Source organism: Hymenobacter negativus (assembly GCF_016056375.1).
Lineage (GTDB): Bacteria > Bacteroidota > Bacteroidia > Cytophagales > Hymenobacteraceae > Hymenobacter > Hymenobacter negativus_A.
Genome location: NZ_JAEDAE010000003.1, coordinates 15,461 through 38,752, shown reverse-complemented (window position 1 = coordinate 38,752; position 23,292 = coordinate 15,461). Strand labels below are relative to the sequence as shown.

The following is a 23,292-nucleotide window of genomic DNA, read 5'->3' as shown; positions in this document are numbered from 1 at the left end:
ACGCTTGTCTTTGGCTTGTAGGTACATCCAACGTGAAGTAGGTGTTACCTTTGCAGCTTGCTATTTGGGCTCCGGCCCGCGTTTTTTCATCCTATACCACCCGCCCCGCCGGCGCTAAAACCGGCCCGGCCCGCTGATATTACTGGTACTTTTTTTCCGTGATTTCTCTTTATCCTCGCCGCACGTCGCGGCTGTTTGTTGCGCTTCTGGTTCCCTTGCTTGCTACTTCCACCGGCCTCACGCAGGCCCGGGAGCGGCCTTCCACAGCCATTGATTCGCTGATTGTCAATAATCTGCCCGCCGACTCGCTGGCTGTGGAAACCCAGAAGTCCGAACCAGCCCGCCTGACGCCCCTGCCGATGGACTCGCTGCCGCACATCCACCCGCGCGACGCCAAAGGCCGCATCACCGACTACACCGTGGCTCCGGGCGTGACCTGGCACTACGACAAGCCCAAGCCCTTCGAGTGGGCCTACCACATTCCGCGCGATTTGGGCCAGTTTCCGGGCTTCGCGTTTCGCAAAGAGAACAAGGAGAAGCTCATTGAGCTGGCTGCCGGCTCGGTGGTGCTGTGGGCGGCCGACCAGTACATCATCGACTGGAGCCAGGACGTGGGCAAGCAACTGGGCCTGAAAGCGGCCAGCACCCAGCGCACGCTGGTGCACATCCCTTTCCACATCGGCTCGGCCAACCTGCCCTTCGAGTTCAACGTGCCCGATAACCTCAACAGCACGTTTTACTTCCTCGGCGATGGCTGGACGCACCTCACCGTGGCCAGCAGCTTCTGGATATACGGCGGCATCAACAAGGACAACCGCGCCCTGCGCACCTCCAGCCAGCTGGGCGAAGCCATTTTCAGCACCGGCCTGGTGGTGCAAACCATGAAGCGCCTCACCGGCCGCCAGAGCCCCTACGTGGCCACCAAAGACCGCGGCGAGTGGCACCTGTTCCCTTCCTACAACACCTACCAGAATTTCGTCCCGAACTACGACGCCTTCCCCACCGGCCACCTGGCCACGGCCATGGCCACGGTCACGGTCATCGCCGAGAACTACCCCGAGTACCACTTTATCCGGCCCGTGGGCTACGGCCTGATGGGCCTGCTGGGCTATTCGATGCTGAACAACGGCGTGCACTGGGCCAGCGACTACCCGGTGGGCATCGCGCTGGGCTACGCATTCGCCAAAATTGCGGTGCTCAACGGCCGCACCCGCGTCGAGCAGCCCGAAGCCGCCGACCCGGCCGTGCACGGCACCGGTTTCCAGGTGCTGCCGCACCCCAAGCCGTGGTACCGCCGGGGCTTGTTTGCGCCCTACGCCTACGGGCCGTTCACGGGGGCCAGCTGGTCGTTGCGGCTGTAGAACGAGCAAATATTGCCATTCATCTATTTATTCACTCCATAGCCTGACCGCCGGTTTAACTTGATTGTACCAATTGGGCATTTCCCCAACAGTTAGCGTTACCACCATGGCTGTTTATTCTACCTCACTTGCCACCCCAACCCTCACCGAGAGCTGTACGCAGCTGGCCGAACAGCTCGACCTGCTAGCCCGCTATTGGGAGACGTATTCCGAGGCCGACCTGGCCGAATATCCCGGCCCTGGCCGCTGGAGCCGCAAGGAAATCCTGGGGCACCTCATCGACTCAGCCCTCAATAACTACCGCCGCATGGTGCTGGCGCAGTTGGGCCCGCCGCCGCACCGGCTGCGCCCCTACGACCAGGATGCCTGGGTGCGCATCGGCGACTACCAGCACCTGCCCAGCGCCGAGCTGCTTACCCTCTGGACCAGTCAGAACCGCCTCATTCTGCACGTGCTGAACCGCCTGCCCGCCGAGCTGCTCGACTACGAGTACCTCACCGTCAACGGCAACCCCACCACCCTGCCCTGGCTCATCGCCGACTACGTGCTGCACCTGGAGCACCACGTCCGGCAGATTATTCATTATTAATCAGAACACAAAAAAGCCCGCTCCTCAACTGGAGCGGGCTTTTTTGTAGGTTGTCCTTCCGATGCGGGAGGAATCCGGGTAAAGCCATTTAAACAGCTTCTCTCAGACTCCTCCTGCGTCGGAATGACAAAAACGCTTATTTAAACAAGCCTTTCTTCACGGTGCGGTTGCCGTTTTCGTCGATTTTAATCTTCGTACCGTCGGCGCGCTTGATTTTCACCGAGCCGTCGTCGTCACGCTTGATTTTTGCGCCGTTTTCGTATTTCACCTTGTGGTCGCCGTCGTTTTCATTGTCCACTTTTTTCACGCCCGAGCCCTGGCCCACGCTGCCGCCGGAGCGGTGCACGGTGGTAGTCGTGGTGGTTACCGTGCCGGGAACCAGCGAGTAAGGGCCTTCGCCGTAGTTGGCGCGGTTGGAGGAATAGGTGTTGTAGTAGGCCGGGTTGTTCAGGTCGGTGCGGATGGCGTTATCGGCCTCGTCGTTGGCCTGGCGAATGGCGGCGTAGCGGCCGGTGGTGTCGGTGGCGTACTGGGTTTGCAGCGCGTTGATTTTGCGACCTCTCGTGTAGTAAGTGCGCTCGATGCGGCGCACCACGGTGGTATCGGTCAGCTTGAGGTCTTCGGCCACGCGGGCGGCCATGCGGCGGGCGTCGTCGTAGGCGGCCATCGTGTCGACGGTGGTCGTGGTGGTCGTGGTCGTGGCTTCCGGCGTGGTCGTGGTAGTGGTTTCAACCTTTTTGTCCTGCGTGCAGGAAGCGGTGGCCAGCGCGGCGGCGGCCATCAGGCCGAGCAATTTGAAATTCATGGAATGCAAAAATTAAGGAATTAAAAACGGCCATGTAGCCATTTTTAGGGGCTGATACGGTGGCGCTTTGGCGGAAGTTGTGCCGGCCGGCGCGGCAGCCCGGCGCCAAGGCCGAGCAGAATACCTGTTTTGTGCCCCATATAGTCACCGATGGGGCATCGGGACAGCCCCGTTTCTGCACGGCGTACCTTTGCCGGGGCGCATGTGCGTCGCGTTTCTACTTTTTGATATTTTACCTGCCCATGCCTGCTGCCTCGTACACGCGCCTCAATAAGTTCATCAGCGAAAGCGGGCTGTGCTCGCGACGCGAGGCCGACCGCTACATTGCCGAAGGCGCGGTGCTGCTCAACGGCAAGCCTGCCCAGATTGGCGACCAGGTGGGCCCGCGCGACCGCGTGACCGTGAACGGCCATAAGCTGGAGCCCAAGCAAGCCGAAGATGCCGTGTACCTGGCCTTTAACAAGCCGGTGGGCATCACCAGCACCTCGGAACCGGGCGTGCGCGGCAACATCGTGGACTACGTGAACCACGCCGCCCGCGTATTCCCCATCGGACGGCTGGACAAGGACTCGTCGGGCCTGATTTTCCTGACCAGCGACGGCGACATCGTGAACAAGATTCTGCGAGCCGGCAACCAGCACGAAAAGGAGTACGTGGTGACCGTCGACCGCATCCTCACCGACCGCATGCTGGACGAAATGGCCCACGGCATCCCCATGCTGGGCACGGTCACCAAAAAGTGCGTCATTCAGAAGGAAACGCCTTACATCTTCCGCATCACGCTGGTGCAAGGGCTGAATCGTCAGATTCGGCGCATGGTGGAGCATTTCGGCTACGAAGTGGTGAAGCTGGAGCGCGTCCGCATCATGAACATCAGCCTCAAAGGCCTGCCCGTGGGGGACTGGCGCGAAATGACGCCCGAAGAAGTCGCCGGCATCATGAAAATGGTGGCCCATTCGAGCGGCACCGAAGAAGCCTCCGGCGGCCGCAGCCGCCCCAAAACCACCAAATCCGCCCCGCAGGGTCAGAATACAAACGACGGCCGCCCCGCCCCACGCCCCCGTAAGCCCGGCCCGCCGACGATGTACAACCCATCGGGCACCGGCTGGTGGGGCCCTCGCCCCGAAAAGCCCGGCGCAGCCGGCACCAAACCCGGCCAGGGCGGCACCAAGCGCCCGGCCAAAGCTAGCCCCGGCGGTAGCGGCGGCTCACGCCCCAAAAGCGGCAGCGCGAGTGGTTCGGCCCGGCCCAAAACCGGCAATCTGGGCACCCGCCCGGCCGCCAGCGGCAAGGGCAAATCCGGCACGGGGCGCAAAGGCCCGGCCCGACCGCGCTAGGTCAGCGGCGGAATTATCACTCCCCGGTTTGCCGTTAGCCTTCGGATGAAGCATTTCTTCCTGCTACTCTGCCTCTGGCTGCCCGGCCTGGCCACATGGGCCCGCCCCGCGCCCCTGCCGCCGCTCGTCATTGCCCAGCAGTTCGTGGCACCCACCGGATGGCCCGCCATGAAAAGCTACCTCTGCTGCGAGGTGGCCGGCCAGGCCAAGCGCCAGACCCTGGGCCAGCAGATTCCGCCCCGCGTGCAGCGCGCCTGCCAGCTGGTGCGGCAGGATTCGGCCACGGCCGTGGTGGCCGTGGAGCTGCGCGACTCCGTGAGCCGCCGAGATTTTTACCTGCACTTCCGCCGCGAGGCCGAAGGCTGGAAGCTGGGCGCCATCCGCAACCTGGCCATGACGCACCTGGGGCCGCCCATGGTGGCGCTACTGGCCGCCATGCCGCCCGCCGAAGTGGCCGATTACAACCGCAAGCACCCCGACGCCAGCCACGATTTCACCATCGGCAACCTGCGCCTCTGGACCAGCGCCGACGCCGACATTGCCGCGCATTTCTACCAGCACCGGGCCGCCTTCCAGGAAGTGCTGAGCCGGGTTCAAAGCGGCCGGTTTTTCGACGCTACTATCGGGGCCGACGAAGCTACTGACGAACAAGCCGCCAACGCCGACCCGGCCGTGCACGCCCTGCTGCGGCAGCTCTATCTGGGCCGCGTCACGCGGCGCGCCACCGCCTGCGGCAGTTGCCTGGAGTTCGTCATCGGCGGCAAAATTGACAGCACGGTGGGTCTGCTCTACCAGCCCGAGGCGGCGCTGCTGCCCGCCATGCAGCCCGATGGCCTCATCGTGCTCCGGCCGCTGGGCGAGGGCTGGTACCTCTATAAAACGACGTAATTATTCCCATTAATGAAGCCTAACACTACCCCTCCCCTCGCCGAAAAAGACCAGCTGCACCCGCGCAATCCGCACCGCGCGCCCTACGACTTTCCGCTGCTCAGCAAAGTCAGCCCGGAGCTGGCGGCCTTTGTGCGGCCCAACCCCCACGGCAGCCTGTCGATTGATTTCGCCAATCCTGCCGCCGTGAAGGCCCTAAACCGCGCCCTGCTGAAGCATTTTTATAACGTCGAACACTGGGATATTCCGAAGGGCTACCTGTGCCCGCCCATCCCGGGCCGGGCCGACTACGTGCATTACCTGGCTGATTTATTGGCCGAAAGCAACGGCGGCGTGCTGCCGCCCGGTGAAGAAATTACGGTGCTCGATGTGGGCGTGGGGGCCAACTGCATCTACCCCATCATTGGCCGGCGCGAATACGGCTGGCACTTCGTGGGCTCCGACATCGACGGCGTGGCCGTGCGCGCCGCCCAGCAGATTGAGGCCGCCAACCCCGCCCTGGCCGGGGCCATCGAGGCCCGCCTGCAACCGGCCCGCACCCGCATTTTCGACGGCCTCATTCAGGCTGGCGAAGTATTCGATATGACTATGTGCAACCCGCCGTTCCATGCCTCGGCGGCGGCGGCGGCGGCCGGCTCACAGCGCAAAGCCGCGGGCCTGGGCACCGGGCGCGGCCCCCGGCCGGTCCTGAACTTTGGCGGCCAGAACAACGAGCTGTGGTGCGAAGGGGGCGAGGCCAGCTTCATCCGGCGCATGGTGCAGGAGAGCGGCCGGCGGCCCCGCACCGCCTATTGGTTCACCTCGCTCGTCTCCAAAAAAGAAACCCTGCCCGGTGTGTACCGCGCCCTCCAAACGGCGGGAGCCACCGAAGTTCGCACCATTGAAATGGCTCAGGGCCAGAAGAAAAGCCGCCTCGTGGCCTGGACTTTCCTCTCACCCGCGCAACGTGAAGCCTGGCGCAAAACCCGGTGGGCAGATTCGCATTAAGCAAGCCTTGCCGACTGTCATCCGCCGCCTAACGGTAATAATCAGGTTAACTGGCGTTTCACATAAAATCGTTTACTTGCCAATGCGCTGACCATATCATTCCGCCATTTTCTGCGCTGCCAAACCGCACCTGGTTTCCTTTCCACCCGCCTGTCGCTTACTTATGAAAATCCGGAATAAACAGTTGTTATTTCTGTATTGCAAGCTGCGATACCTGCGGAACCAACAAACACTTAAGTCCCTGAAGGTTATCAACGAAGGGCGGTTTTTCATATATGACCTGGGTGATATTCGCATCGCCAGCGAGTCATTTAGCTGGTACCTAACCCGGGCACACCTGGCTAAAGAAGTAAAGCGGGTGAGCGCGCATTACTACACCCCCCAGCCGGGCGACACCGTGGTGGACGTGGGCGCAGGCCTGGGCGAGGAAACCAGCATTTACACCGACCTGGTGGGCCCAGCGGGCAGGGTCTATGCCATTGAAGCCAACCCGGCTGTGTACCAGGTATTGCGTCAGCTGATTGAGGACAGCCAACTGCGCAATGTGAAGCTATTCAACCTTGCCATCAACGATAAGCCGGGCCCCGTCATCATTGACGATGCCCCCACCAGCTATTTGTCTTCTTCGCTCAACAGCCAAAGCGCTGGCACGGCCTACGAAGTGCCCGGGCTGCCGTTTGAGGATTTTTGCGCGGCCGAGGGCATCCGGCGAATTGACCTGCTGAAAATCAATATTGAAGGTGCCGAACGGTTCTTCAGCACCGTATTTGCCCGGCCCGAACTGGATATTCCCAACGTGGCCATTGCCTGCCACGATTTCCGGTTTGAAGAAGAAGGCAACGAGTTTTTCCGCACCAAGCAGCTTGTGATAGACTACCTGCAGGCCAATGGCTACGACACCTGGTCGCAGGAAACCGGCACCCGCTACATCGACGATTGGGTGTACGGCCGGAAGCTACCGGTTTAAGCATGGCCCCGGCAAAAGCGGAATCTTGAATGCCCTTTAGTTATTTCGTATCTTCGTCGTAATACACTCCTCCGCTTGCTTTTCTCATCAGATTTGCATCAGGCGGACACAACAGATTTAGCAGCACAGCACTATGGGTAGGTCTCAAGAGACATTTGGTAAGAAAGACAACGAGAAAAAACGCGCGAAGAAGAAAACCGAAAAGGAAGAGCGCAAAGCCGAGCGCCAGGCCAACGCCAAAAGTGGGGCGGCCTTAGAGGAAATGTTTGCTTACGTAGACGAAGACGGCAATATCACCTCCACCCCGCCCGACCCCACCAAGAAGCGGGTCATCAAGGACGAAGACATCCGCATCAGCGTGGCCAAGCAGGAAGACCGCGAGCCGGAAGACACCGTCCGCACCGGTTCGGTTACCTTCTTCAACGACTCGAAGGGCTACGGCTTCATCAAAGATTCGGTGACGCAGGAAAGCATTTTCGTGCACGCCAACGGCTTGGCCGGCGGCCCTATCTCGGAAGGCGACAAAGTGAGCTTTGAAGTGGAGATGGGCGCCAAAGGCCCCAACGCCGTGCGCGTGAAGAAAGCCAGCGCCACGCCGCCAGCCGCCGTCTAGCGGCTCGACCTGTACCGAAAAGCCCCGCTTCTGAAGCTTTCGCAGCTTCGGAAGCGGGGCTTTTCGGTGGACAGGCGGTATCAGGCATTGGCGTCCAGTGCGGCGAGGTTGTCCTCGGCGGCGGCAGTATCGGGGCTGGTTGAAGGGCCATTCTTGCCGTTGCGCTTTGCCAGCATGCCCAGGCCCACGGCCGCGAGCGCCGCACCCGCCAATACCTTCTGGGTGGTGGTGAGCTTGCTTTTGCGCAGCTTTTTGAGCGATTTGGTGGCTCCGCCGAGCAGGGTCTGCTTTTTAGCGGACTTGTTTTTGGCGGCTTTATCCTTGGTCTTTTTCATTGCGCGGGCTAATTGAGAATGACGCGGGACCGGGCGGGCACTTGCCGCCGGCTATTCTTCGGAAAAATGCTTGGGGGCTTTGCGGTGGCGGTGGGGCGCCGCAACGGCATCCGCACCATCGGTCAAGGCTTTGGCGTCGGAGCTGGCGGCCGTTTCGTCGGTGTCGCGGGTGGCCATGTAAACCAGGCCGGCGGCGGCCAGCGCCAGGCTCCCCACCAGCTTCTGGCCGGTGCTAAGCTTGGATATTTCCTTGGTCACCTTCCGAAACTTCTTGATTGACAGGGCCACAGCATCCAGAATATTCTCCGAAGCCTGGTCCTTCTTCGAGTGCTTCTTTTTGTCCTTGCCCATAAGAAGTTGCGGTAAAACGGTTTCCAGCAGGAATTGAAGAGGGAAAGCCATGGCGATAAACAACAAGCGCAGAGCCAGATGATGCAGGCGGCGTAGTTGGTTTAGGGTATTCGCAAGGGACGGACGGAAGGTTGCCGTTTTGTTGAGGCGAAGGCGCAGCGCCTCACAGCAGCAGCACGTCAATCTTGTGCGCGTGTACCTGCTGTAAGGAATCTGACCACGCGAAGACCGTGAAAAACCCATCCACCGACGCCACCAGGGCAATGGTGTCGCGCTGGTCGTGCACGAACTGGGCGGCGGCCAGGTGGCGGGTGCCGCCGTTTTGGGCGGGGTGCAGGTTGCGGGGCTCGCTGCCCACCACCGGCTCGGTGAGGACGAGCTGCTCGACGGGCGTGCTGGTTTTGGCCCGCGCCACTTTGGCCCCGAAAGCCAGCAGCGTGTATTCCCGGGTGATGACGGTGGCCCCATCCACGGCCGTGAAGCCGCCCACGATGCCAATGTTGCGCCGCAGCGCGGCCTGCCACTTGCGCCGCGACTGGCCCGGCCGCTGCACGGCCCGGATGCCGGTGTAGGCCGGAGCCACGGGATAGTTCAGGGGCTGCACGATGGATTTTTGCCACTGCTCGGAGCCGGGCGGCACCACCAGCACCAGCCCGCCCCGGCCGTGGGCGCGCATGGCAGCGGCCAGTTCCAGCAGTACGTTGTCGGTTTCGCCGGTTTCGGGCGACGGCAGGCTGCGGCCGGGCAGGAAGGCCCGCAGGGCCGCGCAGTCACTAAGGCCGCCGTGCTCTTCATCGACGAGCTGGAGGTGGTCGCCGCGCAGCACGGCCACGTTCACAAACTTGCCGAAGCCGCCGGCGCGGCGGTGCTTCACCACCAGCAGGCCGGGCTCGACCACCTCCAGCACGAAGCACAGCGGCGGCACCCGCGTGGCCGTGCCCCACACGTAGAGGCCGTCGGCATCGTGCCACACACCCAGGTGCAGGCCGGGCTGCTCCACGGCGGGAGCCAGCTTGAGCAGGTTGGCGGGCGTGAGGCGGCGGCGCTGGCCAAACACCAGCGGCTGCCGGGCTTGCTCCAGCGGCAGCAGCGCCAGCGAAATGCGGGGCGGGTGCCCCTCCTCCCGCCGCAGGCTGGCCCAGAAGGCCGCATCAATCACGGCTTCGACCCACTGCGCTTCGGGCGGGGAGGCGAGGCATTTTTCGTCCTCCACGCTGGCGGCGCGGTGCCGCGCGAAGTGGGCTTCAATCATGGGGGCGGCCATGCGGGCCGTGAGGTAGGTGGGTTCGGAAAGCATAAGGGCAAAAATATCAGGCGGGGCGAGGCAACCCGTCAGCGGTGGACGGCATTTACCGGCCCGGCGGGGCTTGACTCCGGAAGACTACTTGCCCGGCCCAATAGTTTTAGTTTTGCGCGCGGCCGCCCCGCCCAAATTTCCTCCCTCCTTTCCACTACTCCGCATGAAACACGCTTTCTTTTTTCTGTTCGCCTGCCTTGTCGCGGCTACCTGCGGGGCCCAAACCCGGCCCAGCGACATTCTGCTACTGGGCACCTTCCACTTTCACAACCCCGGCGCCGACGTCGCCAAAACCAAAACCTTCGACGTGATGGCGCCCAAGGCGCAGGCGGAGCTGGAAACCATTACCCAAAAAATCAGCGCTTTTCACCCCGATAAAATCTTTGTGGAGTGGCCCTGGGATGAGCAGCCTGAGCTGGATAAGCTTTACAACGCCTACCTCGGCAGCCAGTTTGAGCAGTTCGTCAGCACCACCTATCCCGCGAAGCGTCAAAATTTCTTTCTGAAGAATGAAATCATTCAACTGGCTTTCCGGGCGGGCAAAAAGGCCCATCTCACCCGGATTTATGCCCTCGACTATACCAAAACCAGCTTCCCGTTCGACAGTGTGCTGAAGGCCATGCAGGCGGCCAAGCAGGTAGCCCTGCTGCAAAAATCGCAGGATGCCATCAAGCACTACGAAACCAGCCAGAACCAGAAGCTCGAAACCTACACCCTCACGCAACTGCTGCTCGATGCCAACAGCCCCGGAGAGTTGGCCCTGAACAAAGGCCTCTACCTCGACATCCTCAACCGGGCGGGCACTACCGACAATTTCGCGGGCGCGTTCCTGGTGTCGGAGTGGTACCGGCGCAACTTGTACATGTATTCGCTGGTGCAAAAAACGATGACGCCCCAGGATGGCAAGGCGTTGGTTTTGGTGGGCTCGGGCCACGCCGCCATGATGCGCGAGTTCATTGCTTCGGACCAACAATTCCGACTGAAAGAGCTGAAAGACGTGCTGAAATAGCTCACGCCCATCGATGGGCGGGCCAGATTTTGGGTTATTCGCGGTCGAAATTTGCCCGCTTGCCCAGCGCGGCCATTCGCACGGCTTCGGCCACGCGGCGGGCGCGGGTTGCGGGCTGCTTCGCGCCCAGCACCCAGGTCAGAATGCCTTTGCGGGCCGAAGGCGCGAAAGCGGTGAAATGCCGGGCCGCGGCTTCATTTGCAACGAAGGCAGCAGCCAAATCTTCCGGAACCAAGCCAGCCTCGGCGGCATCGAGGCTTTCCCAAGCCCCGTTTTGCTTGGCGCGGGCAATGGCGGCCCGGCCGGTGGGCATGAGCTGGCCGGCGGCTTCGAGGCGCTCCAGCCGCTCCTTGTTCACCCGGCTCCAGCCGCTACGGGGCCGGCGCGGCGTGTAGAGATGCTGCGAGCGCTCGGCGTCGAGCTTGCGCGGGTGCGAGTCAATCCAGCCGAAGCAGAGGGCTTCCTCTACGGCTTCGGCGTAGGTTACGCTGGGCAGGCCGCTGGCTTTTTTGCAGTACACCAGCCACACGCCAGGGGCGCTGGCGTGGTGCGCGGCCAGCCACTGCCGCCACTCGGCGCGGCTGGCGGGCTGGAACTGGGGGTGGGCATCGGGGCGAGGCATGGCGGTGGTGATGGTTTAAATTTAGAAGCTGCGGTAGGATTGCAAGGCCGGGGTAGAGACGCATATTTGCGTCTCGTCGTTGGCCAGTTTTGCTCAACGACAAGACGCAAATATGCGTCTCTACATCTTTCCAACCGCTTTCATGCATGCGTAGCGCCTTCGCCACCTTCCTACTGCTTTTTGCTCTTTCGGCTACTACTGCCCACGGCCAAAGCACACCACGCCACACGGGGCCAACCAGCCCGCCACCAGCGGCGGCCTCAAAGCCCCTTACCAAAGAGGAGCTATACCAAACGGTGGCCCGGCTGGACACGGAAATGTTTGCCGCCTTCAACGCCCACGACGTGAATAAACTCATGTCCTACTTTGCCGATAACCTGGAGTTTTACCACGACAAAGGCGGCCTGAGTAACTTCACTCAAACCAAAGAAGGCTTCACGCGCCTCTTCGCCCAAAGCCCGGACATCACCCGCACGCTGGTGACGGGCACTCTGGAGGTGTACCCCGTGAAAGAATACGGCGCCATGCACATTGCCACCCAACGCTTCTGCCACCAGGAAAACGGCCGCCAGGACTGCGGCAATTCCAAGTTCGTGATGGTGTGGCAGCAGCAGGCCGACACCTGGCGCATCACCCGCGTCGTGAGCTACGACCACTGAGGCAAGGTTTGACGATAGGTGGGCTTTCGGCAGCAGCCTCGGTTGCTACCTCCCCACCCACACCAGGCGGCCGCCCTGGTAACGGTAGCGGCCGGGTTTCAGCGGCGTGAGCAAAGACGGACTCCCGTACTGGTCGGCCACTATCCTGCTCACAAGCAATTCGCGCTTCAGCCCGATACGGCGATGCGCGTCGCTCGACCCCGATTCCTGACTGTCGCCAGGTCCATGCCACGAATCCCCGGCCTCTACCAAAGCCACCAGCAACAGCCGGGGCTTGCCGCTGACGTCAATCAGGTTGACGGCGGTCCGGCTCTGGCCCCCACCCGAGCCGTAGTGGGACTGGCGAATGGTCACCAGCACTTCGGCCTCGCCCCGGTGGTCCAGGTTGCAGGTATCTACTTCAAGGTCGCCAATATCGTCGTCGTCCCAGTTGAGGGTGCCGAAGTTGAAATGGCTGGCGTAATCGGGCAATACCAGCGGAATGCTCACCCATACCGTGTCAGTCTGGTTTTTGCGGTAGAGCAACGTCGGCTTTTCGGAATGCCAGCTATAATAGTCGACAGCGGCAGCCACGCCGCGAAACCCAATAAATCGATTAGCTGAGGCCTGTATTTTGTCGCGCTGGGGCGGGTTTCGCCACCAGATTTCCCGCGTGGTCAGCAGCTCAAAAGGCAACTCCTGCACTGGCAGCACCACAGGCGCCACTTGCTTAGGTCTTTGCTTAATCGTAGCATCCGGTTTTCCGGCGGCAGCCCTACGCACCCCAACGGGCCTTTTCACTTCCCGCAGGTTGGCCGGTTTATTGGTTTTTATTGTTGGCTGCTTCTGCGCTGTTGCTTCCCCCGCATATAGTAAAGCCAAAACAAGCAGAAACAGGCGCGGCATCGTGAACAAAGCAGTTAGGACGTGGCGTTTTTTTTCGCAAAACGGTTACAGCTCCCGTAGCCTCAGCTCCTTTCGGTTTTAATAGCTACTACCTAATACGCAATACTTGGCCGCGTTGATAGCGGTAGCGCCCGGCGGGCAGCTGCGTCAGCGCTTTGCGGTCGCCCAGCTCCGGGTTGAGGCCTATTGCCTCAATCGGGCCAACCAGCAACTCCCGTCCTTGCAGCTTGATGCTACGCTCGTAGCCTTGCTCCGCTTCGCCGGCTTTCAGCGGCTCGCCGTGCATGGCTGCATAGGCCGGAAAGGCTTCATCAATGTACCGGGTATTGGCTTGCAGCAATAGTTGTGGCGGCGAACTGCTGATGTCAATAACATAGTCGCTGGCGTAGGTGGTGCCGCCGCCGCTGCCGTAAATGGCCGAGTAAAAATGAATCAGCATTTCGGGCCGCCCCTGCCCGTCGAGGTTGGCTTGCCGGATTTCAACACCAAGCTGCTGGTCGCCGTGTTCGTAGCGGTTAAGCAGCCCGTCGAGTTCCGTCCACACAGTATCGCGCTGGCTGGCGCGGTATAATACGCGCGGCGTTTCCGATAGAGGCTTCACCACCAGGAAGCGGCCCGTGATGGTATCGGCTGTCGTGTATTCTTCGGCCAGCTCGGCCCGTAGCTGCGCGGTGCCCACCCGGCTGGCTTCCATTGGCCGCGGCCCGATGCTGTCGCCCACGGCCATCACATCCAATTGCTCGGGACGGCTGGCTGCAGCAGGGCGCGGCGCGACCGCCGGGCTTTTCGGCGGCTTTGCTCCGCTTTGGCCAGACACCGGCAAACGCCCCGCCTGCTCGCTAGTGGGAGACTGACATGCGGCGGCCAAGCCCACGGCCACCCACAATACTCGAAACACTCTCATCGGCTGGCTGCTTTCATGGCCCAAAGAAAAGCGCAGAAACTTCGGGCGCTTCCTCCGCTTGGTCATAATGCAACAGTATTTATTTTCCCACCCATACCAGATGGCCATCGCGGTAGCAGTAGCGGCCAGATTTTAGCAGCGTCAGCAAGCTCTTCTGACCATACCGATTGGTTTTTATCCTGCTGACTAACAGCTCGGAAGTCATTTTTATATTTCGCATTTCGTACTGAGTTGTAAATCCGCTATCTGACGAATAGCCGACATCACGCGTTTCGATTAAAGCACTCAGCAACGATTTCGGCGCGCCATTAACATCAATAATATTGACGGCAAAATGCTCAGTATGGGACGTGTTGCCGCAACAATCCATGACTACGCCCACCAACACCTCTGCCTCACCACGATGGTCTAGATTGACGGTATCTATTCGAAAAATGTCTATTTTTCTGTATCCCTCATTTTCCCATTGGAGCGGCCCTCGAACCTCATGGCTGGCGTAGTCCGGCAGAACCAAATTGATGGCGGTCCAAACCGAGTCAGCTCGCGTTGTTCGGTATAGCAGGACAGGGGTCGCGCGGCCGTACACTTTCCCAAACGCAGTAGAATCCATTCTTTCGCCGCTGAACCCCACAAATCGTCTGTCGGAGGTCTGTACGTTGTTTCGCTCGTGCGCATCAGCCCATATTTCTCGCGACGTCAGCCGTTGAAAGCGCAATAGTTGCACGGGTAGCACCACAGCAGCTTTTTGGGGCTGCTGGGCCTGCACGCTTCTGACGCAAAAGCATATGAGAAGCAAAAGCAGCCGGCGAGCCATTGCGAATTCGGTATTCATCAGGCAGGAAATGTAACGCATAGAAAAGCTGCCGAAACTCCGGCAGCTTCCGCCGCTCTTGGTTTCGGCAGCTACTTGCCGACTCGAAACACCTTGCCGTGCTGGTAGCGGTAGCTGCCGGCGGGCAGCGGCGTCATTTCATAGCAATTATCATTGGACCCAATGTGCCTGATTGGTTCCAACTCAATATCACGTTTGAGTTTGATAGAACGAGTGCAACCTGCATATTTTTCTTGGGTCCAGTCGTGCTTTCGCAGCCCGGCAGCCAGCTCCGGATAAGGCCGGTTAAAATCTACATCATTGCGTCCAAATTGTTCATCTCCTTCCTCTACCAACGCATTCAGCAATAGTAGGGGCGTGCGGGTCACATCTAATACAACTGCCCGCCGGTATGACGAACCGAGGCGGTTGCCATATCTCGACCACCGGATGTTGATTAATAGCTCTGGCGCTCCCCGATGGTCAAGGTTGGCGGTATCGAGCGTAAATACCGCGTCTCTTAATTGGCCATCATAAAGGTTTGGAAAATCCAGGCTTACCTCTCGCCACTGTCGCGCAGTTGATGAGGCTCTGTATAGCAGCCGAGGTGCCTCGCCGTGTGCTCGCACTTGCACAAAATTCTGGAGTAAGGTATCCACTACCACTTCGCTTCTGGCGCTGTAGCGCCATTCGGTCGTGTCAAGCCATTCGTTGATGTCAACAAGGCGGCTATCCAACCTTACTGGTCCCAGACTGTCGAGCACTTCCCGGCGGGGAACCTCTATATCGGGTTCTCTGGTGATAAGTGGGGCAACAGGAGCAGAAGTTGCTACTGGGCTGTCGGCGGGCCGCACCGTTTTGGCCGCGGCCACTACTTCTTCAATGGTGCGGGGGCGCTTTCGCTCGCAAGCCAGCAGCCAAAGCAATACGGCCGCTCCCATCAGGAAGCGGCCGTATCGGACTTTTTTAGAAAACCTCATCGTAATCCTGGGATGGATTACATATGGATGGCTCGGTTCTCCGTGGCGGCCAAACACGCTTCTTTCATGGCTTCGGCGTAGGTGGGGTGCGAGTGGCTCATGCGGGCCACGTCCTCGGCGGAGGCGCGGAACTCCATGGCCGTCACGGCTTCGGCGATGAGGTCGGCGATGCGCGGGCCAATCATGTGCACGCCCAGGATTTCGTCGGTGGTTTTGTCGGCCAGCACCTTCACGAAGCCGTCGGTGTCGCCGCTGGCGCGGGCGCGGCCGCTGGCCTTGAAGGGGAAGCTGCCGATTTTATAGGCTTTGCCCTGCTCCTTGAGCTGCTCCTCGGTGTAGCCCACGCCGGCCACTTCGGGCCAGGTGTACACCACGCCGGGAATGAGCAGGTAGTTGATGTGCGGCTTCTGGCCCACGATGGTTTCGGCCACGAACACGCCTTCTTCCTCGGCCTTGTGGGCCAGCATGGCGCCCCGAATCACGTCGCCGATGGCGTAGATGCCGGGCACGTTGGTTTGCAGGTGCTCGTCGACCTTGATGCGGCCGCGCTCCTCCATCTGCACGCCGGCGGCTTCCAGGTTGAGGCCGGCGGTGTAGGGCACGCGGCCCACGGCCACCAGGCAGTAATCGCCCTCAAACTTCACCTCCTCCCCTTTCGGGTTGGTGGCGGTTACGGTCACACTGTCGCCCTCGCGGGTGGCGCCGGTCACTTTGTGGCTCAGGAAAAACTCGATGCCGATTTTGCCCAGCACGCGCTTCAGCTCCTTGCCCAGGCCGCGGTCCATGGTCGGAATTAGTGAATCCAGGAATTCAATCACCGACACCTTGGCACCGAGGCGGGCGTACACGGAAGCCATTTCGAGGCCAATCACGCCGCCGCCAATCACAATCATGTGCTTGGGCACTTCGCGGATGTTCAGGGCCTCGGTGCTGGTGATGATGCGCTCCTTGTCCTGGGCGATGAACGGCAGCACCGTGGGCTTGGAGCCGGTGGCGATGATGACGTTTTTGGTTTCAATCTGCTGGGCCTCGCCGCCTTCGCGAGGCGTGATGCTGATGTGATTTTTATCGACGAACGAACCCACGCCGGTGATGACGTCGATTTTGTTCTTCTTCATCAGGTAAGAAATGCCGTCCACGTTGGCCTTCACCACGCCGCCCTTGCGGTCAATCATACGGTTCATGTCCACCGTCAGGTTTTCGAGGCCGATGCCGTGGTCCTGGAACACTGAATGAGCGTTGTGGTAGTGCTCCGACGAATCGAGCAGGGCCTTGCTGGGGATGCAGCCCACGTTGAGGCAGGTACCGCCCAGGGTGGGGTATTTCTCGATAATGGCCGTTTTGAGGCCCAACTGGGCGCAGCGGATGGCCGCTACATAGCCGCCCGGGCCGGAGCCGATGACGGTGACGTCGTATTGATTCATAGAGCCGAAGGTTCGGTGATGGTTCGCGCCGCGAAGGTACGGCAGATGTATTGTGGACTCTGCGAGTCCGCGCTACTTAATCAACCAGCACGCCGATGTAGAAGTTGAACGTGTCGACTTCCAGCGTCTCCTTCGTCGCGCCGGCTAGCTCCTTCATCTCCGTGAAGCGGGCGGTGGGCTTGATGAACCGGTATTCGCCGCCCTTCAACCGGACGCGAACGGGCATATCAAACTTGGGCACCTCGCTCACCCAACGGGCCAGGGTTTTGCCGTCCTCGAAGCGGATTTCCAGGATGGGCAGGCTGCCGTGGCGCAGGTACTGCTCGAAGACTTTGGTGAAATCCTGGCCGCTTTCGCGGGTGATGTAGTCCATCACCTGCTGGCCGGTCACGGTTTGGTGGTAGAAGGTGCTGGAGAGGCCGCGCAGGATTTGGCGCCACTTTTCGTCGTTGTTCAGGATGGTGCGAATGGTATTGAGCATGGCGCTGCCCTTGTCGTACATATCGCCCGAGCCTTCCTTGTTCACGCCGTAGGGGCCGATAATTGGCCCGTCGTTCGAGATATTGCGGCGCTGGCCGTGAATGTATTCCTGGCCGGCCTGCTTGCCGAACTGCGTTTCCACGAACAGGCCCTCGGAGTAGCAGGTGAAGCTTTCGTGCACCCACATATCGGCAATATCCTTGGTGGTAATGTTGTTGCCGAACCACTCGTGCCCGCTTTCGTGGATGATGATGAAATCCCACTTCGTGCCCCAGCCGGTGTTGCTGCGGTCTTTGCCGAGGTAGCCGTTCTGGTATTTATTGCCATAGGCCACGGCACTCTGGTGCTCCATGCCCAGGTGCGGGGCATCCACGAGTTTGTAGCCGTCCTGGTACCACGGGTAGGGGCCGAACCAATGCTCCATGCTCTTGAGCATAGGCTTCACGTTGGCCGCAAACTGCGTTTTGGCTTTGGCTACGTTCTCGGGCAGCACCCAATAGTCAAGGGTCAGCGGCCCTTTCTCGCCCTGGTACGAATCGGAGAAGTGCTGGTAGTCGCCCACGTTCAGGGCCACGTCGTAGTTGTTGATGGGGTTGCGCACGGCCCAGTCGAAGCGGGTGTAGCCGTCTTTCAGCTTGGTGGTTTTGCGCAGGCGGCCATTGGAAACGTCTTTCAGCCCCTGCGGTACGCTCACACTGATAAGCATGCTGTCCACTTCATCGGCCTGCTGGTCTTTGGTGGGCCACCAGATGCTGGCGCCCACGCCCTGGCATGCCGAGGCCACCCAGGGCTTGCCGGCGGCATCGGTGGTGAAGACCAGGCCACCGTCCCAGGGCGCTTTTTTGGCCACCGTGGGGTTGCCGGAATACTGCACGGTAAACTCATCCTTGCTGCCCTGCGAAATGGTTTTCGGGAAGGTGACAAACACCGCGTTGGCTTCGCGGGTGAACGGCACGTCCTGGCCTTTATACAGCACCTTATCGACCTGCAGGTTGGCAAAGAGGTCGAATTGCAGCCGCGTGAAATCCCGCGTGGCCGTGAAGCGGAACAGGTTCGAGCCGCTGATGAAGCGCTTGGCCGGGTCCAGCTTCACATCAAGGTGGTAGTAGTTGATATCGTAGCAGGTGCGCAACGGCGTGGTGAGGCTGCCTCGCAGGGTGTCGGCGCGGGTGAATGCTTCGGGCTTGGGCTGGAGAAGCTGGGCGGCTGCCGGATTCAGGAGCGCCAGCGAAGCCAGCAGCGGGAGGAGAAATTTCGCTTTGTTCATCATGCAAAGCAACGACAACAAGGCACAAGGCCGGCATTTCCCGGACGCGAACTTTAGCTGCGCCAAGCTGCACGCTAAAGTCAGGCGTAATTTTGCGGCAGTCCGTACTGATTTTATGCCCGACTCTTCTTCTACCGCTGCACCTTCCAAGGCCGCACTGTTCACGGCCTTTGCCCTCGTTTACCTCATCTGGGGCTCTACCTACCTGGTAATGAAGTTTGCCGTGGCCAGCATGCCGCCGCTGCTCATGGCCGGCACGCGCTATGCGCTGGCAGGCGGGCTGCTCTACGGCTTCATGCGGTGGCGGGGCGAGCCCGCGCCCACCTTGCGCGGCTGGGGCTACGCGGTGTTTATCGGGGTGTGCTTGCTGGGTTTTGGCAATGGCGGCACCACGCTGGGCGTGATGTACCTGCCCAGCGGCATCACGGCACTGCTGGTGGCCACGGTGCCCATGTTTCTGGCAGTGCTGGGGTGGCTGAGCGGCATTTCGGCCCGGCCCACCCGGTGGGTGGCGCTGGGGCTGGGCGCGGGCATGGCGGGCATGTACCTGCTGGCCGCCCACCCCACCGCCACGCCCGTGAAGGTGCCGGGCCATCAGGACCTGGGCATGGGCATCGTGCTACTGGCCTCGCTGGTGTGGTCCATCGGCTCGCTCTATGCCAAGAACCACCAGCCCGCGCCGTCACCTTTCGCCTCGGGCGGCATGCAGATGCTGTGCGGTGGCGTGGCCATGCTCATCGTAGGCTTTGTGCGGGGCGAGGCCGATGGGTTCACGCTGGCGCAGGTCACCACCAAGTCATGGGTGGCGTATGCTTACTTGGTCACATTCGGCTCCATTGTGGCGTTCACGGCCTATATCTGGCTGCTGCGGGCCGTGGAGCCGGCCCTGGCGGGCACATATGCTTTCGTGAACCCCGTGGTGGCCGTGCTGCTGGGCTGGGCCTTCGCCGGCGAAAGCCTCAACCCCGAAATGCTGGGCGGCGCGGCCCTCATCGTGCTGGCCGTGGCACTGGTGCTGCTGGGCGGGCGACGAAAAGCGTAGCTCGGTTGTTAAAGTCCCAGTCCTCCTAACCCTGCAGAAAATGTCTACTTCCCCTCTCCCCGACCTGCACACCGAAGCCGACATCGTCCAACTGGTTGATGCTTTCTACGCCCGCGTCGATGCCGACGACCTGCTGCGTCCCATTTTTCACGACGTAGCGCAAGTGGATTGGGCCGCCCACCTGCCCAAGATGTATGATTTCTGGAGCAGCGTGCTGCTGGGCACGAGCCGCTACAAAGGGCGGCCCATGGCCCGGCATTTCCCACTGCCCATCCAATCAGCCCACTTTCAGCGCTGGCTGACGCTGTTCACTGCCACCGTCGACTCGCTTTTCAGCGGCCCTAAAGCTGACGAAGCCAAGACCAAAGCCCAAAACATCGGGGCTATGTTCGAGCACCGCATGACGCCGAACCCGCTGTCGTTGCTCGGCGGCTAGGGTTTTACAGCGGCCGCCACTCGCCGTGCGCGGGCCGCACGCCGCGCAGCAGGGCCGCGCCGCTGCCTACCACCAGCGCGTCCTCGCCCACGCCCACCAGCGCGATGGGCGTATCCGTCTGCTGGCTAATGCCCGTGCGCAATGCGAAACTCACAAACGTGGCCGCCACGGCCGCCAGTCCACCCAGCACACCGCCGCTCAGGGCGCTGCCGTGGCGCGACTTGTACCACGCCGCGCCCACCAGCGAACCTGCCAGCAGCCGGCCCAGCAGCACCGGCGGGGCCGTGCGATTGGGTGTAGTGGGTAGCTTATCCATTACCATCTCGCCGGCGGCCAGGGCTTTCAGAATTTGCGCGGTCACGGGCTTTTGCAAAAACCGCAGCGACGACCCAGCCAGGCCGGCATGCGGCTGCCGCGATAGATAGTGGCTCAGAAAGGCCGGCGCGCTCATGCTGCGCATCCCGGCCAGGGCAGCGAAGCCCATCACGGGCCAGAATTTAGCGGAACGGTGCTTGGGAGCGAGGGCTTGGGACTTTTTTTTCATCAGGCAAAAGAATGGCGGAGGCGCATGAATTGAGCTTAACGGAATTGCTCGGCTCAAGGCCATCACAGCCCACAAAAAAGGCCCGTCCAATATCGGACGGGCCTTTTTGAGAGAACCAGCAGGTGGCGCTTAGTTGATTTCTTCAACGTGAGCGCGCAGTACCTCGCGGGCAATGGCTAGGTTGGTTTCGCGTGAGTTCACCACCAGATAAATGAATTTGTTGCCATCCGAGCTCAGCTTGAGCAGGTGCAGCTGGTTGGTCAGCGTGATGAGAATGTCCTGAATCTTTTCGCCGCTGAGTTTCAGCGCCGAAATGGCCTTTAGCTTCTGTTTCACCACTTCGGTGTTGTAGGCGGCGGCCGTTTCGGGGTTGAGGCTGGGCGAGTTCGAGTGCGAGGCCAGCGCCATGCCCGAGGTAATGTCGACTACCGCCACGGCCACCAAGCTGGGCAAATCGTTGATAATTGCGTCAACTGCTTTACCAGCAGCGGTGTTTTTAGAGTAGGCCATGTCGGCTGAAGGGGAAGGGGGAATGGATAAAGAAGATTCCTGGAGCTTATTCGCAACGTGCTTTCGGTAGGTCCTTGCTTTCACTTAGGATAACCCGGATAGACAACTAACAAACAATGAATTAGAAGAACAGCCAGTGCTTGCGCTTGGCGGCGCGAGGCTGCAGTGTTACGCCGTGCTGGGAGGCGGTGCCGGCCTGCATTTCCTGGTCCTGGTAGCCGGCGTAGCCGTATTGCAGCGTGGCCGAAGCAGCCTCGGCGGCGGGCACGCGCAGGGCGTAATTGCCGTTGGCATCGGTGCTGGCCCCGAAGCGGGTGCCTTTGCGGAGCACGGTGGCGCCCACCAGGGGCTTGCCGGTCTCATTCAGAATGCGGCCCGATACCGTGACCATGCGCGTAGCGCTGGCTTCGGCCGCAGCGGCGCTGGCTGTTTCCAGGCTCGTGAGGGCCGTAACCGTCGTGGTGGGCAGCACCACGGCCTCGTGCGAGGGCAGGCGGGTGCCGGCCATCGACACGCCGGCCACCAGCGCGGCCATGCCGACCATCGAAAACGCCCGGCGACGGAACCGCTGGGGTTGCTCCCGGATAAAGAGCAACTGCTTCTGCACCCAGGTAGTGGGCACGGCGGCATCGGCCTCCTGGGTGGTCATTTCGTGCCAGCGCGTCACGGTGCTGTGGGCCTGGCTGGCGTCCTTGCGCAGGTAGTCTTCCACGGCGCGGGCCGACGACCGGGCCAGGTCGCCGCGCAGATAGGCGTCGCGGTATACCGGCAGCAGTTCGCCGGTCTGCGGGTCGAAGGGAGTAGCTGTAAGCTTCATGGGGGTTGAGAAAAAGGGTGAAAGTAGATTTGTGGCTTGACCGGCCAGCCACGGGCCTTACTACTCGTCTTCGGCGGGCTCGGCCCGGGCCATGCCGCCGCGCATCACGGCCCGGGCAATGCCCAGGTTGGTATCCCGGCAGTCCACGGCCAAGTACACGAATACCCGCCCGCTGGGCACCACCCCCAGCAAATGCAGCTGCGAGGGCAGCGTAAACAGCATTTCTTCTAGGCGCTCATGCGCCGCGCCCTGGGCCACTAGCGAGGCCTGCACCTGCCGCACTGCTTCGGCATTGAAGCCGGCCACGGCCGCCGGGCGCAGGTCGCGGGCGGTGGTGTAGGTGGCCAGGGGCTTGCCGGTTGCTACTTCTACCACGGCCGCCATCAGCAAGTCGGGCAGTTCGGCCAGCAGGTGCTGCATAGCTTGCTCAATGGGTCCGTTGGCCGGGCCCGCCGCCAGCTCTACTTCATTGGCCACCGGCCCCGTCAAGCGCTGCAACTGCTTGAGAAAGGGAATTTTCATCGTGTGCGGCGTGGTACCGGCCCGTCCTGCTGCCGACCCGGAACTCGTCTTCGGAACCTGATTAGTTGAGCTGGTCAGCAGTTGAGCGCAGCACTTCGCGGGCAATAGCCAGGTTGGTTTCGCGCGAGTTCACTACCAGATAGATGAACTTGGTGCCGTTGCTGGCCAGCTTAATCAGGTGTAGCTGGTTGGTGAGGGTGATGAGAATGTCCTCGATGTTCTCGCCGTTGAGCTTGAGGGCCGACATGGCTTTCTGCTTCTGCTTCACCACTTCGGTGTTGTAAGCGGCGGCCGTTTCGGGGTTGAGGCTGGGCGAATTGGTGTGCGAAGCCAGGGCCATGCCCGAGGTGATGTCGACCACGGCAATGGCCACTAGGCCGGGTAAGTCGTCCATTACGCTCTGTACTACTTTGCCAGCGGGGGAATTGGTTGAGTAAGCCATACTTAAGAAGGGAAATTGGTTGGATTGTGATTAATTAAAATTTTGTTATTCAATTAATTATTGATTTCAGCACTTCGCAGGCCAGGGCCAGGCTGGTATCCTGCGCTTGCACGGCGAGGAAGCCAAACCACTGCTCATTTTTGGCCAGCCGAAGCAGGTGCAGTTGCTTGCGAAAGGGAATCAGGATGTCCTCCAGTCGCTCACTGCGCATCTTCAGGGCTGCCATGGCCAGCTACTGCTGGCGCACAATAGGCCAGCACCCCGGCGGCCCCGAACTTACGCAAGCGACTCCGATGCGCCAGGCACGCGCCCGTGGCAACTTCCACCATTGCAAAAGCAGTCAAATTCGGCAGTTGAGCCGACACACATTTTATTACTTTTTCTATTGCCAAAACAGACACACCAACG

Annotated in this window: 28 protein-coding genes; 11 read left to right on the top strand and 17 right to left on the bottom strand. The window is 61.0% G+C overall.

Annotation, left to right across the window (positions count from 1 at the left end):
- The first annotated feature begins 215 nt into the window (after positions 1-215).
- Both I7X13_RS08175 and I7X13_RS08170 read left to right on the top strand, forming a co-directional pair.
- A complete protein-coding gene (locus I7X13_RS08175) occupies positions 216-1,361 on the top strand; it encodes a phosphatase PAP2 family protein (RefSeq protein WP_213019048.1) in 1,146 nt (381 codons plus the stop codon).
- A 106-nt stretch (positions 1,362-1,467) separates the two neighbouring features.
- Positions 1,468-1,950: a DinB family protein gene (locus tag I7X13_RS08170; RefSeq protein ID WP_198075106.1), complete on the top strand. Its 483-nt coding sequence runs from the start codon at positions 1,468-1,470 to the stop codon at positions 1,948-1,950.
- A 136-nt stretch (positions 1,951-2,086) separates the two neighbouring features.
- Here the strand turns inward: I7X13_RS08170 and I7X13_RS08165 are convergent, their stop codons facing one another.
- Positions 2,087-2,755 (bottom strand): hypothetical protein, encoded by a 669-nt coding sequence (locus tag I7X13_RS08165; protein WP_198067560.1) that lies wholly within the window; start codon positions 2,753-2,755, stop codon positions 2,087-2,089.
- A gap of 242 nt (positions 2,756-2,997) precedes the next feature.
- Between I7X13_RS08165 and rluF the strand changes: the two genes are divergently transcribed.
- The 5 genes from rluF (at position 2,998) to I7X13_RS08140 (ending at position 7,547) form a co-directional block, all read left to right on the top strand.
- Positions 2,998-4,092, top strand: a complete 1,095-nt coding sequence (gene rluF, locus I7X13_RS08160) for a 23S rRNA pseudouridine(2604) synthase RluF (RefSeq protein WP_198075105.1) — start codon at positions 2,998-3,000, stop codon at positions 4,090-4,092.
- 45 nt (positions 4,093-4,137) lie between these two features.
- Positions 4,138-4,980: a hypothetical protein gene (locus I7X13_RS08155; protein WP_198075104.1), complete on the top strand. Its 843-nt coding sequence runs from the start codon at positions 4,138-4,140 to the stop codon at positions 4,978-4,980.
- Positions 4,981-4,992: 12 nt separating this feature from the next.
- Positions 4,993-5,967: a 23S rRNA (adenine(1618)-N(6))-methyltransferase RlmF gene (rlmF, locus tag I7X13_RS08150; RefSeq protein WP_198067557.1), complete on the top strand. Its 975-nt coding sequence runs from the start codon at positions 4,993-4,995 to the stop codon at positions 5,965-5,967.
- Positions 5,968-6,130: 163 nt separating this feature from the next.
- The gene (locus I7X13_RS08145; RefSeq protein ID WP_198075103.1) at positions 6,131-6,934 is read left to right on the top strand and encodes an FkbM family methyltransferase; all 804 of its coding nucleotides are present in this window, start codon (positions 6,131-6,133) and stop codon (positions 6,932-6,934) included.
- Positions 6,935-7,067: 133 nt separating this feature from the next.
- On the top strand, positions 7,068-7,547 hold the full coding sequence (locus I7X13_RS08140) for a cold-shock protein (protein ID WP_198075102.1): 480 nt from the start codon (positions 7,068-7,070) through the stop codon (positions 7,545-7,547).
- An 80-nt stretch (positions 7,548-7,627) separates the two neighbouring features.
- Here the strand turns inward: I7X13_RS08140 and I7X13_RS08135 are convergent, their stop codons facing one another.
- The 3 genes from I7X13_RS08135 to I7X13_RS08125 all read right to left on the bottom strand — a co-directional run bounded on the left by I7X13_RS08135 (position 7,628) and on the right by I7X13_RS08125 (position 9,530).
- Positions 7,628-7,882 (bottom strand): hypothetical protein, encoded by a 255-nt coding sequence (locus tag I7X13_RS08135; RefSeq protein WP_198067554.1) that lies wholly within the window; start codon positions 7,880-7,882, stop codon positions 7,628-7,630.
- 51 nt (positions 7,883-7,933) lie between these two features.
- Positions 7,934-8,284, bottom strand: a complete 351-nt coding sequence (locus tag I7X13_RS08130; protein ID WP_198075101.1) for a hypothetical protein — start codon at positions 8,282-8,284, stop codon at positions 7,934-7,936.
- A gap of 112 nt (positions 8,285-8,396) precedes the next feature.
- Entirely contained in the window at positions 8,397-9,530 is a 1,134-nt protein-coding gene (locus tag I7X13_RS08125) for a putative sensor domain DACNV-containing protein (protein WP_198075100.1), read from the bottom strand.
- A 163-nt stretch (positions 9,531-9,693) separates the two neighbouring features.
- Between I7X13_RS08125 and I7X13_RS08120 the strand changes: the two genes are divergently transcribed.
- A complete protein-coding gene (locus tag I7X13_RS08120) occupies positions 9,694-10,539 on the top strand; it encodes a DUF5694 domain-containing protein (RefSeq protein WP_198075099.1) in 846 nt (281 codons plus the stop codon).
- A 34-nt stretch (positions 10,540-10,573) separates the two neighbouring features.
- Here the strand turns inward: I7X13_RS08120 and I7X13_RS08115 are convergent, their stop codons facing one another.
- Positions 10,574-11,161 (bottom strand): YdeI/OmpD-associated family protein, encoded by a 588-nt coding sequence (locus tag I7X13_RS08115; RefSeq protein WP_198075098.1) that lies wholly within the window; start codon positions 11,159-11,161, stop codon positions 10,574-10,576.
- A 146-nt stretch (positions 11,162-11,307) separates the two neighbouring features.
- Between I7X13_RS08115 and I7X13_RS08110 the strand changes: the two genes are divergently transcribed.
- Positions 11,308-11,820 (top strand): nuclear transport factor 2 family protein, encoded by a 513-nt coding sequence (locus tag I7X13_RS08110; protein WP_198075097.1) that lies wholly within the window; start codon positions 11,308-11,310, stop codon positions 11,818-11,820.
- 45 nt (positions 11,821-11,865) lie between these two features.
- Here I7X13_RS08110 and I7X13_RS08105 read toward each other — a convergent pair whose 3' ends face one another.
- The 6 genes from I7X13_RS08105 to I7X13_RS08080 form a co-directional block, all read right to left on the bottom strand.
- A complete protein-coding gene (locus I7X13_RS08105; RefSeq protein WP_198075096.1) occupies positions 11,866-12,525 on the bottom strand; it encodes a hypothetical protein in 660 nt (219 codons plus the stop codon).
- 268 nt (positions 12,526-12,793) lie between these two features.
- Positions 12,794-13,522: a hypothetical protein gene (locus tag I7X13_RS08100; RefSeq protein WP_198075095.1), complete on the bottom strand. Its 729-nt coding sequence runs from the start codon at positions 13,520-13,522 to the stop codon at positions 12,794-12,796.
- A 166-nt stretch (positions 13,523-13,688) separates the two neighbouring features.
- The gene (locus I7X13_RS08095) at positions 13,689-14,441 is read right to left on the bottom strand and encodes a hypothetical protein (protein WP_198075094.1); all 753 of its coding nucleotides are present in this window, start codon (positions 14,439-14,441) and stop codon (positions 13,689-13,691) included.
- A 71-nt stretch (positions 14,442-14,512) separates the two neighbouring features.
- Positions 14,513-15,400, bottom strand: coding sequence for a hypothetical protein (locus I7X13_RS08090; protein WP_198075093.1), 888 nt, complete (start codon positions 15,398-15,400; stop codon positions 14,513-14,515).
- Positions 15,401-15,417: 17 nt separating this feature from the next.
- Positions 15,418-16,824 carry a dihydrolipoyl dehydrogenase gene (gene lpdA / locus I7X13_RS08085; protein WP_198067544.1) on the bottom strand — a complete coding sequence of 469 codons (1,407 nt, stop codon included), beginning with the start codon at positions 16,822-16,824 and terminating at the stop codon, positions 15,418-15,420.
- Between the two features lie 76 nt (positions 16,825-16,900).
- A complete protein-coding gene (locus I7X13_RS08080; RefSeq protein WP_233454719.1) occupies positions 16,901-18,571 on the bottom strand; it encodes a M1 family metallopeptidase in 1,671 nt (556 codons plus the stop codon).
- A gap of 115 nt (positions 18,572-18,686) precedes the next feature.
- On the opposite strand from I7X13_RS08080, the gene I7X13_RS08075 reads away from it, so the two are divergent.
- Both I7X13_RS08075 and I7X13_RS08070 read left to right on the top strand, forming a co-directional pair.
- Positions 18,687-19,613: an EamA family transporter gene (locus I7X13_RS08075; protein ID WP_198067542.1), complete on the top strand. Its 927-nt coding sequence runs from the start codon at positions 18,687-18,689 to the stop codon at positions 19,611-19,613.
- Positions 19,614-19,653: 40 nt separating this feature from the next.
- Positions 19,654-20,049 (top strand): group III truncated hemoglobin, encoded by a 396-nt coding sequence (locus I7X13_RS08070; protein ID WP_198067541.1) that lies wholly within the window; start codon positions 19,654-19,656, stop codon positions 20,047-20,049.
- Between the two features lie 4 nt (positions 20,050-20,053).
- Here I7X13_RS08070 and I7X13_RS08065 read toward each other — a convergent pair whose 3' ends face one another.
- From I7X13_RS08065 to I7X13_RS08040, 6 genes are all read right to left on the bottom strand, one after another.
- On the bottom strand, positions 20,054-20,593 hold the full coding sequence (locus I7X13_RS08065) for a DUF4126 family protein (protein WP_198075091.1): 540 nt from the start codon (positions 20,591-20,593) through the stop codon (positions 20,054-20,056).
- 129 nt (positions 20,594-20,722) lie between these two features.
- Entirely contained in the window at positions 20,723-21,103 is a 381-nt protein-coding gene (locus I7X13_RS08060; RefSeq protein WP_198067539.1) for a hypothetical protein, read from the bottom strand.
- A gap of 121 nt (positions 21,104-21,224) precedes the next feature.
- Positions 21,225-21,920 carry a carboxypeptidase-like regulatory domain-containing protein gene (locus I7X13_RS08055; RefSeq protein WP_198075090.1) on the bottom strand — a complete coding sequence of 232 codons (696 nt, stop codon included), beginning with the start codon at positions 21,918-21,920 and terminating at the stop codon, positions 21,225-21,227.
- Positions 21,921-21,980: 60 nt separating this feature from the next.
- Entirely contained in the window at positions 21,981-22,442 is a 462-nt protein-coding gene (locus tag I7X13_RS08050) for a hypothetical protein (RefSeq protein WP_198067537.1), read from the bottom strand.
- 61 nt (positions 22,443-22,503) lie between these two features.
- A complete protein-coding gene (locus tag I7X13_RS08045) occupies positions 22,504-22,884 on the bottom strand; it encodes a hypothetical protein (protein WP_198067536.1) in 381 nt (126 codons plus the stop codon).
- A gap of 49 nt (positions 22,885-22,933) precedes the next feature.
- Entirely contained in the window at positions 22,934-23,110 is a 177-nt protein-coding gene (locus I7X13_RS08040; protein WP_198075089.1) for a hypothetical protein, read from the bottom strand.
- Positions 23,111-23,292 lie beyond the last annotated feature (182 nt).

Bases quoted from the DNA above. Each gene is read 5' to 3' on its own strand.
- I7X13_RS08170 (WP_198075106.1), top strand. From the start codon at position 1,468: ATGGCTGTTTATTCTACCTCACTTGCCACCCCAACCCTCACCGAGAGC.
- I7X13_RS08165 (WP_198067560.1), bottom strand. From the start codon at position 2,755: ATGAATTTCAAATTGCTCGGCCTGATGGCCGCCGCCGCGCTGGCCACC.
- rluF (WP_198075105.1), top strand. From the start codon at position 2,998: ATGCCTGCTGCCTCGTACACGCGCCTCAATAAGTTCATCAGCGAAAGC.
- I7X13_RS08155 (WP_198075104.1), top strand. From the start codon at position 4,138: ATGAAGCATTTCTTCCTGCTACTCTGCCTCTGGCTGCCCGGCCTGGCC.
- rlmF (WP_198067557.1), top strand. From the start codon at position 4,993: ATGAAGCCTAACACTACCCCTCCCCTCGCCGAAAAAGACCAGCTGCAC.
- I7X13_RS08145 (WP_198075103.1), top strand. From the start codon at position 6,131: ATGAAAATCCGGAATAAACAGTTGTTATTTCTGTATTGCAAGCTGCGA.
- I7X13_RS08140 (WP_198075102.1), top strand. From the start codon at position 7,068: ATGGGTAGGTCTCAAGAGACATTTGGTAAGAAAGACAACGAGAAAAAA.
- I7X13_RS08135 (WP_198067554.1), bottom strand. From the start codon at position 7,882: ATGAAAAAGACCAAGGATAAAGCCGCCAAAAACAAGTCCGCTAAAAAG.
- I7X13_RS08130 (WP_198075101.1), bottom strand. From the start codon at position 8,284: ATGGCTTTCCCTCTTCAATTCCTGCTGGAAACCGTTTTACCGCAACTT.
- I7X13_RS08125 (WP_198075100.1), bottom strand. From the start codon at position 9,530: ATGCTTTCCGAACCCACCTACCTCACGGCCCGCATGGCCGCCCCCATG.
- I7X13_RS08120 (WP_198075099.1), top strand. From the start codon at position 9,694: ATGAAACACGCTTTCTTTTTTCTGTTCGCCTGCCTTGTCGCGGCTACC.
- I7X13_RS08115 (WP_198075098.1), bottom strand. From the start codon at position 11,161: ATGCCTCGCCCCGATGCCCACCCCCAGTTCCAGCCCGCCAGCCGCGCC.
- I7X13_RS08110 (WP_198075097.1), top strand. From the start codon at position 11,308: ATGCGTAGCGCCTTCGCCACCTTCCTACTGCTTTTTGCTCTTTCGGCT.
- I7X13_RS08095 (WP_198075094.1), bottom strand. From the start codon at position 14,441: ATGAATACCGAATTCGCAATGGCTCGCCGGCTGCTTTTGCTTCTCATA.
- I7X13_RS08090 (WP_198075093.1), bottom strand. From the start codon at position 15,400: ATGAGGTTTTCTAAAAAAGTCCGATACGGCCGCTTCCTGATGGGAGCG.
- lpdA (WP_198067544.1), bottom strand. From the start codon at position 16,824: ATGAATCAATACGACGTCACCGTCATCGGCTCCGGCCCGGGCGGCTAT.
- I7X13_RS08080 (WP_233454719.1), bottom strand. From the start codon at position 18,571: ATGAACAAAGCGAAATTTCTCCTCCCGCTGCTGGCTTCGCTGGCGCTC.
- I7X13_RS08075 (WP_198067542.1), top strand. From the start codon at position 18,687: ATGCCCGACTCTTCTTCTACCGCTGCACCTTCCAAGGCCGCACTGTTC.
- I7X13_RS08070 (WP_198067541.1), top strand. From the start codon at position 19,654: ATGTCTACTTCCCCTCTCCCCGACCTGCACACCGAAGCCGACATCGTC.
- I7X13_RS08065 (WP_198075091.1), bottom strand. From the start codon at position 20,593: ATGAAAAAAAAGTCCCAAGCCCTCGCTCCCAAGCACCGTTCCGCTAAA.
- I7X13_RS08060 (WP_198067539.1), bottom strand. From the start codon at position 21,103: ATGGCCTACTCTAAAAACACCGCTGCTGGTAAAGCAGTTGACGCAATT.
- I7X13_RS08055 (WP_198075090.1), bottom strand. From the start codon at position 21,920: ATGAAGCTTACAGCTACTCCCTTCGACCCGCAGACCGGCGAACTGCTG.
- I7X13_RS08050 (WP_198067537.1), bottom strand. From the start codon at position 22,442: ATGAAAATTCCCTTTCTCAAGCAGTTGCAGCGCTTGACGGGGCCGGTG.
- I7X13_RS08045 (WP_198067536.1), bottom strand. From the start codon at position 22,884: ATGGCTTACTCAACCAATTCCCCCGCTGGCAAAGTAGTACAGAGCGTA.
- I7X13_RS08040 (WP_198075089.1), bottom strand. From the start codon at position 23,110: ATGGCAGCCCTGAAGATGCGCAGTGAGCGACTGGAGGACATCCTGATT.